Origin of the sequence: Moraxella oculi (genome assembly GCF_023336735.1) — a bacterium.
GTDB classification, from domain to species: domain Bacteria; phylum Pseudomonadota; class Gammaproteobacteria; order Pseudomonadales; family Moraxellaceae; genus Moraxella; species Moraxella oculi.
In genome coordinates, this window is sequence record NZ_JAMBAQ010000003.1 from 77,958 (window position 1) to 90,020 (window position 12,063).

At 41.5% G+C, this 12,063-nt stretch carries 9 protein-coding genes; 3 read left to right on the forward strand and 6 right to left on the reverse strand.

Going from position 1 to position 12,063, the window contains the following annotated elements; translation table 11 throughout:
* Window positions 1-9: 9 nt before the first annotated feature.
* From M2R47_RS02530 to M2R47_RS02550, 5 genes are all read right to left on the reverse strand, one after another.
* Window positions 10-645 (reverse strand): trimeric intracellular cation channel family protein, encoded by a 636-nt coding sequence (locus M2R47_RS02530; RefSeq protein WP_249098455.1) that lies wholly within the window; start codon window positions 643-645, stop codon window positions 10-12.
* Window positions 646-670: 25 nt separating this feature from the next.
* The gene (gene gmk, locus M2R47_RS02535) at window positions 671-1,297 is read right to left on the reverse strand and encodes a guanylate kinase (protein ID WP_249098459.1); all 627 of its coding nucleotides are present in this window, start codon (window positions 1,295-1,297) and stop codon (window positions 671-673) included.
* Window positions 1,298-1,359: 62 nt separating this feature from the next.
* A complete protein-coding gene (locus M2R47_RS02540) occupies window positions 1,360-1,815 on the reverse strand; it encodes a redoxin family protein (protein ID WP_249098462.1) in 456 nt (151 codons plus the stop codon).
* Window positions 1,816-1,928: 113 nt separating this feature from the next.
* Window positions 1,929-4,151, reverse strand: a complete 2,223-nt coding sequence (locus tag M2R47_RS02545; protein WP_249098465.1) for an NADP-dependent isocitrate dehydrogenase — start codon at window positions 4,149-4,151, stop codon at window positions 1,929-1,931.
* Window positions 4,152-4,409: 258 nt separating this feature from the next.
* A complete protein-coding gene (locus M2R47_RS02550) occupies window positions 4,410-5,297 on the reverse strand; it encodes a LysR family transcriptional regulator (RefSeq protein ID WP_249098468.1) in 888 nt (295 codons plus the stop codon).
* Between the two features lie 152 nt (window positions 5,298-5,449).
* Between M2R47_RS02550 and M2R47_RS02555 the strand changes: the two genes are divergently transcribed.
* Window positions 5,450-6,085 carry a DedA family protein gene (locus M2R47_RS02555; RefSeq protein ID WP_249098470.1) on the forward strand — a complete coding sequence of 212 codons (636 nt, stop codon included), beginning with the start codon at window positions 5,450-5,452 and terminating at the stop codon, window positions 6,083-6,085.
* 109 nt (window positions 6,086-6,194) lie between these two features.
* On the forward strand, window positions 6,195-6,641 hold the full coding sequence (locus M2R47_RS02560) for a GatB/YqeY domain-containing protein (RefSeq protein ID WP_283162890.1): 447 nt from the start codon (window positions 6,195-6,197) through the stop codon (window positions 6,639-6,641).
* Window positions 6,642-6,862: 221 nt separating this feature from the next.
* On the opposite strand, the gene M2R47_RS02565 is transcribed toward M2R47_RS02560, so the two are convergent.
* On the reverse strand, window positions 6,863-11,416 hold the full coding sequence (locus tag M2R47_RS02565; RefSeq protein WP_249098473.1) for an Ig-like domain-containing protein: 4,554 nt from the start codon (window positions 11,414-11,416) through the stop codon (window positions 6,863-6,865).
* Window positions 11,417-11,707: 291 nt separating this feature from the next.
* Between M2R47_RS02565 and M2R47_RS02570 the strand changes: the two genes are divergently transcribed.
* A complete protein-coding gene (locus M2R47_RS02570; protein WP_249098476.1) occupies window positions 11,708-12,058 on the forward strand; it encodes a sulfurtransferase TusA family protein in 351 nt (116 codons plus the stop codon).
* Window positions 12,059-12,063 lie beyond the last annotated feature (5 nt).

Below are 12,063 nucleotides of genomic sequence, written 5' to 3' on the forward strand. Positions count from 1 at the left end.
AGCGGTTATTTAGTTTTTAAAATTTAAGCGAAGTGATGGCAGATGCCAGTCAAACATGACCGCAAGCATTCTGACGCCAAAAATTGTGGCGAGCGTCAATGTGTCGTGCAGACTGGTCGCCACACCAATCTTGGCAAGTAAAAAATACAACAATGAGCCTGCCAAACTGGCACTGATATAGATTTCTTTTTGTAAGACGAGAGGGATTTCGTTACAAATCATATCACGCATGATGCCGCCTGCAATGCTGGTCAGTACCGCCATCATCACGGCGATCATGGGGTGAGTACCAAAAGCTAAGCCGACTTTTAAGCCTATGACGCTAAATGCCGCCAGTCCAATGGCATCAAAAAATTTCAGTGTCCAGTCAATTTTTTGATAAAGTGTGAAAAATATTTGACAAATCAATGAAGTAGTAGTGATGACGATGACATAATTTAAATCAGTCATCCAAAATAAAGGATGGCGATCAAGCATGACATCACGAATGGTACCGCCACCGATGGCATTGACCATGGATACTAAGATGCAGCCAAAAAAATCAAAACGCTTGTGCAAAGCCAATGTTGTTCCAGCAAAAGCACATGCGATGATTCCCACCATGTCAAGCAGATAGATCATCATGTCAGGGCTAAATGGCTGCATATATTACCTATTACTTATGACCTTTTTATGACTCGTCTGATAGAAGAGAGTTGATGGTATGGGCATGACGCACTTGCTGTTTTGCAAGTGTCAGGCGTTGTGCCTTAATGATGCACTGCAAATCCTTCAAGGCTTCGTTAAAATCGTCATTGATGACGATATAATCAAAATGATGGTAGTTTTTCATTTCGGTAACAGCGCCAGATAGGCGGGTTTGAATGACTTCCAAAGAGTCTTGTCCTCGTGCAGATAGGCGATTGTGTAGAGCATCACGACTTGGCGGTAAAATAAAAATCATCACCACATCGGGGCGTTGTTGCTTAATCTGTAATGCACCTTGCCAATCAATCTCTAAGATGACATCAATTCCTTGATTAAGTAGATTTTCTACCGCTTGCTGACTGGTGCCATAATAATTACCAAAAACTTCTGCATATTCAAAAAAAGCACCATCGGCGATGAGTTGTTCAAAGCTTGCCTTGTCAGTGAAATGATAATGCATGCCTTCGATTTCGGCAGGTCTGGGCAATCTGGTGGTGTGAGAGATGCTTACTTGTAATTGTTGCGTGGTGGCAAGCAACTCTTTGACTAAGCTGGTCTTTCCTGTGCCTGATGCGGCAGTGATGATGTATAGTGTGCCTTGTGCGTTCATAAGATTTCCAAATATGCCTTGATATTTGATGGATATTATAACATAGGATGATGGATTTTCATTCATACAAGACTGGCGGCCCACAGTCTTAATTTTAATGACCATAAGGGAGCAATGCCTGTGAAGCTTTGATGAATTTTACCATCTTTTAAAATCACGAATGATGGAGTTACTTTGCCTTGCCAAGCGTGAAAAATCTCACCGCCCAAATCATTGATTGCGATGAAATCATAACCGTGCATCGTCATGTACCGTCCCAACGCTTCGGTGCTGTCTGATTTGACCGCTACGCTGACGACTGGCTGACCATTGGCATGTAAGGCTTGAATGTTGGGTGAGGTTAGACTGCAGATTGAGCACCAAGTGCCCCAAAAATATACCAAGATGGGCTGCTGATGACTGACTGCAATGACATCGATGAGCTGATTGTGTTCATTGGCATAAGTGAGGTTGGCTGTGTTGGGTAGAGTTGGTGCACGATACCAATTAACAGCACCATAAATCACAACAAACATCATCAGGTAAACCAAGGTGGAGAATATCTTTTTCTTCATGATGATTGGTATTGCATTTGTTGGTAAAATAATAAAAATGCCACCTATGGCAAGATGGCATTTTATGATGAAAAAAATTATAGTTGATCAATGATTTGGTTGAAGGTGGCACTTGGACGCATTGCTTGGGTCAGTAACTTGCGATCAGCTGAGTAGTAGCCATTGGTATGAACCTGATTGCCTTGTACGCTGTTTAGTTCATTAATGATGATTTCTTCATTATCCGCTAAGGCTTGGGCAATCGGTTTGAATTCTTCCGCCAGGCTTGCATCTTCTGTTTGCGTTGCTAATGCTTGTGCCCAATATTTTGCCAGATAATAATGACTGCCACGGTTATCCAGCTGACCGACTTTGCGTTTTGGTGATTTGTCATTAAGTAGAAGTTTTTCGGTGGCGGCATCTAGAGCATTTGCCAAAACTTGTGCTTTATGATTGCCTGTCGTCTGTGCGGTGTGTTCAAGCGATACCGCCAATGCTAAGAATTCGCCCAAACTGTCCCAACGCAGATGGTTCTCTTCGTTAAATTGCTGAACATGCTTTGGTGCCGAACCACCTGCACCTGTTTCAAACATGCCACCGCCATTCATGAGTGGGACGATGGATAGCATCTTGGCAGAAGTGCCAAGCTCTAAAATTGGGAATAGGTCGGTCAAATAATCACGCAACACATTGCCAGTAACGCTGATGGTGTCTTCTCCATTTTTTAGGCGTTCAAGTGTCAATTGAGCTGCTTTTGCGATGGGTAAAATGCGAATGTCCAAATCGGTGATGTCAAGCTGACCGATATAATTTAGTACTTTCTTGATGAGTTGGGCGTCATGCGCACGATTTTCATCGAGCCAAAAAACAGCAGGCGTGTTAGATAGGCGAGCACGATTGACGGCAAGTTGCACCCAGTCTTTGATTGGGGCGTCTTTGGTTTGGCAGGCACGCCAAATATCACCAGCTTGTACATTGTGTGATAGCAGTACATTGCCAGCTTCGTCAATCACCTCAACCTTGCCATCAGCTTTCATTTCAAAGGTTTTGTCATGAGAGCCGTATTCTTCGGCTTTTTGAGCCATTAGACCAACATTTGGCACAGTACCCATGGTTGTTGGGTCAAATGCACCGTGTTCTTTACAGAATTTGACAACAGTGTCATACAGCGGTGCGTAGGTACTGTCTGGAATGGTGATTTTGGTGTCTTGTAATTCACCTTGGGCATTCCACATGCGACCAGAAGAGCGAATCATTGCAGGTACGGAAGCGTCAATGATGATGTCGCTTGGAACATGTAAGTTGGTAATGCCTTTGTCAGAATCCACCATGGCGATTGCAGGGCCTTCATAGTATGACTTGGCAATCAATGTTTCAACATCAATGCGTGTGTTGGTTTCTAGTTTTTCTAGGTTGGAGAATAAATTACCCAAGCCATTATTAACATTCACACCAACATCGCTTAACTCGTTGCCAAATTTTTCAAAGACTGGTGCTAAGAAGGCTTGTACAGCATGGCCAAAGATGATTGGGTCAGAGACTTTCATCATGGTTGCTTTCATGTGCAGGCTAAACAGCACGCCCTGATCTTTGGCGTCTTTGATTTGTTGTTTTAAGAATGTCACCAAAGCATTTTTATTCATGACGGTGGCGTCGAATACCTCTCCAGCTTGTAGCGTGATTGGCTTGCGAAGTTCGGAGCGATTGCCAGCATTGTCGGTGAATACCAAGCTTACGGTCATTGCTTGTTCGGCGGTGAATGATAATTCGTTATGGAAAAAATCATTGTCTGTCATGGTGGCGACATGGGTTTTTGAATCGCTATTCCATGCACCCATGGCGTGTGGAAATTTCTTGGCAAAGTTTTTTACAGCTTTTGGTGCACGGCGGTCAGAGTTGCCTTCACGCAACACAGGGTTGACTGCCGAACCTTTGACACGGTCATAACGAGCTTGAATGTCTTTTAATTCATCGGTATTGGCATCATCTGGATAGTCTGGTACGGCATAGCCGCTATTTTGTAGCTCTTTAATGGCGGCTGTCAGCTGAGGCATTGATGCTGAGATGTTTGGTAATTTGATGACATTGGCGCTGGGCTGTTTTACCAATTCACCAAGCTTGGTCAATGCGTCTTCTTGACGCTGATCTTCACTAAGATATTCAGGAAATTGAGAGAGAATGCGTGCTGCCAAAGAGATGTCGCTGGTCACAAAATCGATGTCAGAACTTTTGGTAAAGGCTTGAACGATGGGCAGTAAGGAATGAGTTGCCAGTGCAGGGGCTTCATCTGTATAGGTGTAGATGATGGTAGATTTGCTCATAAAAAAAACTCCAATGTATCGTATCATAAAATTCGGTCGGTATGATGATTGATTAATGAAGTCAACACCAAACCGCAATCACAAATGCTAAAAAGTAGGTGCATTTGTAATAAATCCATTTGTTGCATGCTTATTATAGTATAGTATGCAAAGGGTGTAAATCGCTATTTTGTTACATCATCAGACGCACTTTTATGTTAAAAACATTGCTAAAATTGCTAAAGATGTTTGATGAGATGATGCCTGACCGACTTGTCATCAAGGTTTGATGATGTCGTCTAATAATGCTAAAAAACCTTTCATGTATGCCATGTCTAGGCTGTTGGTACGCACAGCGGCATACAGTTGGCAATACACACCTGTACCCAAAGGGCGACTAACTATCCAGCCTTTTTTCTCATATTCAGCTGCCACCCAGTCAGGTAGGGCGGCAACACCACGCTCTGACGCCACAAGCTGAATGAGCATTGCCGTCAGTTCGGTGGTGCGTAGTTGCTTGGGGGTGATGCCAGCAGGAGTTAGAAATTTGGCCATGATGTCAAGGCGTTCTTGTTCAACAGGATAGACGATGAGTGTCTCATCTGTTAGATTTGCAGGCTGGATGCGTTCTTGACTGGCCAGCTGATGTGCAGGTGAGAGTATTAAACGGCTTTCATAGGTAAAAAGCGACTGATAGGTGATGCCATCAATCGGTAGGTTGCTGGTGGTGATGAGTAAATCAATGTCGCCATCAATGAGCATTTGATGAGGTTCAGGCTCAAAACCTGTGGCAAAATCCAGCTCTACATCGCTGTATTCATGTCGATAGATGTTTAAGATTGGCATGAGCCAATCAAAACAACTGTGGCATTCGCTTGCCAGCCTTAGCTGTCCTGATTGACCATGTGCCAGTCGTCTAAGATCTGATGTGGTGCGTGCAACTTGTGGTAGGGTATGATTGGCAAGCTGTAATAGCAGCTTGCCTGCTGGGGTGAAAGTGACGGGTCTGGTTTTACGATTGACCAATGTAATGTCATAATAACTTTCAAGCTCTTTGAGCTGATGAGAGATGGCGGAGGCGGTGAGGTTGAGTTCGTCAGCGGTAGTGGCAAGAGAGCCATGGCGAGATAAAGTGGCTAACATGTGCAAATGGCGAATTTCTAGCATGAATTTTCTAACTGTGTGATAATTTGTTTGATGGGATTGTTGGTATTTTATCACATAATTTGGCAATCTTTGGAGATCTGTCGTGCTTGTGATGGCCCCTTAATTTTGATAAAATGCGTTGATTGCCCCCATAATCCATCTGGACAAAAGACATGGACACCATCTTACAGCTGATTGATTTCATCATACATATTGACGCGCATTTGGCGGTTTTTCTATCAGATTATGGCATGTGGATTTATGGCATCTTATTTTTAATCATCTTTATTGAAACGGGTTTTGTGGTCATGCCATTTTTGCCAGGTGATAGCTTGCTGTTTGCAGTGGGGGCATTGGCGGCAGTAACGGGCGAACTAAACCCTGCCTTGCTGATTGGCTTGCTTTTTTTAGCAGCTGTGCTTGGCGATACACTCAATTATCATATTGGTCAATATGTTGGTCCAAAAGTTTTTCAAAAAAATCATCGCTTGATCAATCAGCATCACCTACTAAAAACCCAAGAATTTTTTGATAGACATGGTGGAAAAACAATCATTTTTGCCAGATTTTTACCTTTTGCTCGTACTTTTGCTCCCTTTGTGGCAGGTGCGGGAGGTATGAACTATCAGAGGTTTTTGGCATATAATGTGATTGGTGGCTTTTGCTGGATTGCGTCATTTATTTCATTGGGTTTTTTCTTTGGTAATCAGCCAGTCATTAAAGATAACTTCACCTATGTGATTTTTGGGATTGTTGCATTCACAACTTTACCAATATTCATCGGATTCATCAAAAATAAGTTGAGCTAAGCTGAAAGATTTCGACAGTTGACCAATCACGGTCAAAAATATAAGATTTATTTTATTGACCAAAAGCGATATAATGATGGATAAATCTATCATATAATTGGAGTTGATCATGACCTTAAAAAACACATTAGCTGATGCCATTAAGAATGCCATGAAAGCCAAAGAGATGGAGCGGGTTAAGGTTTTGCGTAATGTGCAAGCAGCAATCAAGCAAATCGAGATTGACGGTCAAGTTGAGCTTGATGATAAAGAAGTGCTGGCACTCTTACAAAAACAAATCAAGCAACGCCAAGAATCTTTGACCATCTACATCACCAATGGTCGTGAAGACCTGGCTCAAAAGGAACAATTTGAGATTGATGTCATTAGTGAATTTTTACCAGAGCAACTGTCTGATGAAGAACTGACTCAAATCATCTCTACCATCATCACACAGCTGGATGCACAGGGCATGAAAGACATGGGTCGTGTGATGAATGCGGTAAAAGATAAGACGACAGGGCGGGCTGATCCTGCTGTGATCTCAGGTCTGGTTAAAAAAGCATTGACTGCATGAATGGCATCAAATCTGTCCATAGATGAGTCATTGATAACTCTTATCATCAATAGTTGCTCTGTCAATAGTGATTTTTTTGGTAATGCTGAAAAAATCGCTTTTAAGCTAAGAATTCCATGCCACAATATGATTGATGGCATCTTTGATAAAGCCTGAACAGATGAAAAACCATTCTTCATACCATGAGGCATAAAGAACGGTTTTTTTTGTAATGAATTTAATCAAATCAAAATGAAATGTATTTCTTCAACGGTTAAGTTGGGTTTGTTTTGTAATGTTGCAAAATGCACGCCATCTGCTTCACCATTTCCATCTTTATCATAGGATATTGCCCCAGTTTCTTGATCGTATTTAATATGATCTTTGATGGTGTCTTTGGTTAAACCCTCAAACACGCTTGATGACAAGGCAATGCTATCTTCACTCACATTAAAGTCGGTGATGGTATCTACCGAACCATTTAGCAGGTTGCTAAACACAAAAGTATCTTTGCCAGCACCGCCTGTTAATGTATTGGATAATTCATTGCCTGTAATGCGGTTATCAAGCTCGTTACCAATCGCAATCTTTGCAACACCTAGCAAGCTGATATTTTCCACATTTGGTGACAGCTTGTAACTTTGGGCATGACTGTAAACCGTGTCTGTGCCTTCAAGGTAATTTTCTACCACCACATCATTAACATTATCCACAATAAACACATCATCACCCCTGCCACCGTGCATGGTATCCACGCCTTGACCACCGTCCAGGTAATCATGGCCATCTCGTCCTTCAATGAAGTCATCACCTGCGCCACCAAAAATCTCATTATCGGCAATATTGCCTTTTAAGCGATCATTGAAATCTGAACCGATTAAGCGTTCCAATTGAGTGCCATAACCGATAAACGCTTGACCTTCGGTAAAGGTGTATTTACCCTTGCCTTGCGACAAATAGCGTTGTGGATCATTGATATAACCGTTCGTACCCAAAAATTGTTGTGCGGATAGATCTTCGTGTTTTTCAAGTATGAAATTGGCTGTTTTTTCACCACGATAAATCCATGAACCAGGGTTTAAGTCCACGGTAACTCGTTCTTTTTCTTTGGAAGCATCAAAGGTATCTACGCCTGCTCCGTCCCAAATGTACACATTACCGTCTGCTACTTGTGTATTAAATGCCTTAAATGTGTATGTGTCGTTGCCAGTTCTTTGTGTTTTATTGACGCCATAACGGTATTGAGCAAAGGCAATATCAAATAGGCGAAGATCCCAACGATCAACATCCATTTGTGTACCTCGATATGACATGACGCTCAAACCTGTGTTATCCTCAATGTGGTTTAAGGCGTTTGGGGTTTCGTGGGTGTGTTTCATACCTAAAGAATGCCCAATTTCATGCATGAGTAAATGAAAGCCGTTGCGATTATTCATGTAATGATGGCTGGTGCTGATATGCACATTTCCACCAAAATCGGCGACGCCAGCTGATTTATATAATGGACGATGATGAAATTCAATATCAGCACGGCCAACACCATTTGGCACATTCACGCCAGAATTATCAGGTAATTCCACAAATTTAATATCGGCATATTTGGCGTAGTTTGCAAGAGCATCACGCACAGCTTTACGGTTGGTATAAGTCCAATCTCGTGCTTGATGATATTCTTTGTTGAAAGAATAAGTAATTTCTGCCCCTTGACCGTATTTAAAGCGTTTTAGGTAACCAAACTCTTTATGATCGGTCTCTGTCGCTTTAATAAAATATGGTAACTCATTGTCACTTGGGGTGATGAATTTGCTGATAAACTCTCCTTTTGCTTTACCTGCACCTGTTTGATAGGTGTATTCGGTGTTGATGGTGATGGCCTGCCCTTGATGATTTTTCGTACTCAAAGTTGCAGACAATTTATCTGCTTGTTTTAACACATCATTGTTCACCATGGCAACAAAGCTCAAATCGTTTTGTACTTTTGTAAGTACAATTTCTTTTCCAATAGTGATTGCTACCGTATCGCCTGCTTTTGCAGATCCTGACACCTGCCCGTTGATTTTGGTGTGAGTTAATTCAAAACCACGCTTAACCAAACCATTTGCAACATAAGGGTTGGCATCAAATTGATAGTTACTCGTGGCAAGTTGTGGCGTGCTTTGGAATACGACTTTGTCATTTTGGTAATCATAAATGCTGACACCGCCTTTATTGACAAAGCTGATCTCTTTGCCTTGTGCGTTGTGTAAATCGGCAACATCAATATCCCAAGAGAAAGTTTGTGTTTTGGTATTGACTGCCACCGCATATTCTTTATCATTTAATTTGGCAACGAAAGACTGTAATTGAATGGGGTTTTGGTATTTGGCAAACAGACCATCTAACTGAATTTTCCCCGTTAAACGCACCATAGTACTTGGCATGATATCTGTCATTTCGTTGATTTTGATTTGTGCAGACACAAAATTGTCCACTTTATAGGTTCGTTCACTGATTTGACCGTTAAGGCTGGCTAGAATTTTACCGTCCTTGTTTTCCACCAAAGTTTTTGTATCCACATCAAGACTGAATGTGCCTTTTTTCACTTCGACATGGTGTGTGCTGTTACCAATTGTAATCGCTACCGTTTGACCTTCAGCGTTTTCTGCCGTGCCTGTGATTTTGGTTTTGGCGATTTTACTTTCCGTCACATTAATGACATCATCGTTGGCTAAACTGTCTAATTCAACCCCAGTTTGTTTTGGGCTGTTTGGTGATGAAATGACCGTGTAATTTTGTTCAGTTGTCGCTATGCCAATATTGCCTGCGTCATCGGTATTGTCAAGGCTGGCTGAAATTTTCTTGCTGGCGTTTTGGATTAAGGTAGTTCGTGGCACTTCCACGCTAAATGCCCCACCTTTGGTGATGTTTGCCACAAATTCCGTACCATTTACTGACACTTTGACGGCATTGCTTGGTTTAAATTCGCCTGTAACAGTACCTGATAAAGTGACTTTTTCGGTACCTATTTGTGTGATTTGACCAATGTCATTGAGCGTAACTGTGATTTGTGGAGCAGCTGTATCGACGACAAAATGGCCGATCGATTGGTTTTCCGCCACATTACCTGCGGCATCTGCCACACTTACTTTGACAATAAAATCATTATTTCCTTGATTTTGTTTGGCGAGTTTTTCAGATAAATTCAGCGACCATGTTTTGGTGTCGGTATTGACCGTTGCTGAATGGGTTTTGCCATTTAATACAATGTCCACTTTAGCGGAGGATTTGAGTACATCATCATCAAAATTTAGGGTGCCTGAAAGGGTCAAGCCTCTGGTTGTCATGTTGACAATTTGATTGTTTGTGTCAATTTCTATCGTTGGCTGATTTAGGGTAATGTCGTAAGCATAAGACTGGTATTGTTCAATGATTTTTTCATTGCCCGCCTTGTCTTTAGCAGTCAGATGCCATTTCACCACTTGATCATTTGCAAAATCGATGCTTGGGACAGATATTTGATAATATTCACCATTTTTTGTGGCGAAATGATCCTTACCATTCACTGTTACTTTGACCATGATCGTTTCATTTTCACCCAAATTCACGACCTTTCCACGCAAAATGATGTCATTTTCAGCAACTTTGGCATTAATGATATTTTTCTCACCAATTTTGTCATAGACAAAACTTGGGTCGGGTGGTGTGATGTCCACAGAGTAAGTTTTTTCGGCAGTTCCTGTGGCGGTGTTTTTGGCATCGTCTGTGGTCGTTACGCTTGCCTTGACCGTTGTACGGCCTCTGGCAACCATGTCTACCCCTTTGAAATCCACACTAAAACCACCATTTTGTACGGTTGTCTTAATGTCCACCCATTCTACGCCTGTGCAAGCTGGACAACCGCAGGAAATGATGATTTCATCACCATCTTTGGCATTGTCAACCGTACCTGAAACGATGATTTTACCGTTGCTTTCATTCAGATTGATGACATTGTCATCGGTGATGTTATTAAATTTGATGGTTGGTGCGTCTATTTGTGTATCTACTTGATATTGGTGTGTTTTTGTACCAATTTCTCTGCCGTTTCTAGTTAAGGTTGCTGAAATTTCATCATGCACAATGAGGGTTTTGCCATCTAGTTTTAAGCTGAATTTACCATTCACAACCACAACATTTTGACTTGCCATGCCAATCGTTACGGTCAAAATATCACCAGTTTTACTATTTTCTACAAAACCAGTTACCATCAAAGTTGCTTGACTTTCATTTTGGTTGATGATGTTGTCTTCGGTGATATGATCAAAGGTGATTTTAGGTGGGTTTTTAGCAAAATCATCTGCTTCAACCTCTGCTTTTTTCTTGGTAACTTGCTTCGGCTCCGCTTTGGGTGTTGGGGTGTTCTTTTTACCACCAGAATTACCACCAAAAGCAGCCGCACCCATTCCGACTGCCCCCAAACCCATTGCGATGGCACCCAAGCCTAGCTTGCTTTTTGTTGATGTTATGGCGACTGGGCTGGTGTTAGAATCCATCAGCTCGGTAAGATTGATGGTATTGGCTGTGTTATCCATAGTACCCAATGCGACATAGTGCTGATAGTTTTCTAGTACTAAGGCAATCTCTTGTTGATTTGGCAGAGTAATGTACGCATCATTTCCTACAATCTCAATACGCACATCTTGGGTAATTTCATCACCATTGTAGATCTGATATTTTGTGTTAGCTTTTGCCTTTACCTTGACAGGCTTTTTGCCATCTAACTGCACATACTGTGTTTTGCCATCATGTGAAATGACCAGGCGGTAGGTCTTTTGCATGGTATCAACCTTGTGAAAATGGTGTAAGATTAATGCTATTTTGTTTCTATGAAGGTTATTATAGCATAAAATATGGTGTGGCAAGTCGTGATGAGTAAAAAGATGATATGATGCTAAAGTCATTGATTGTTAAAAAAAGCTGAATGGAGAGTTTTGTGGGCTTGCGTGATTTTAAACTTAATACTCTTGTAAAACTTGGCTTAAGCCCAGATATTAAGTGATATTTTTATGTTAAAGATTGTCGCTTATTGGCTTTATTGATTATTTTGATTCATGTACTAAGATGATACCATGTCAAATCTCACCATTTCCCCAAAATTGACCAATCAGCTCAGTGGTACTGAACTGTCTTTTATCCAATCTCATCTTCATGAGTGTAAAATTGATGGCGTGCTATGTGCTTATCTTGACGCACGCACGCTGCCTTGTCCGATGCCATTATTAAAAGCAAAAATAGCTTTGCGTACGATGAATGATGGTGAAAGCTTGTATTTAATAGCCAGTGATAAAAATTCCCAAACAGATTTGGTGGCTTTTTGCCAAAAGCAGGGGCATGGAATTACCGACTGGCGAAGCGATGTGAAAACAAACAATACAGAAAACTATTTTCACTTTATCATCACAAAAAATACTGGCGTTTAGCATTA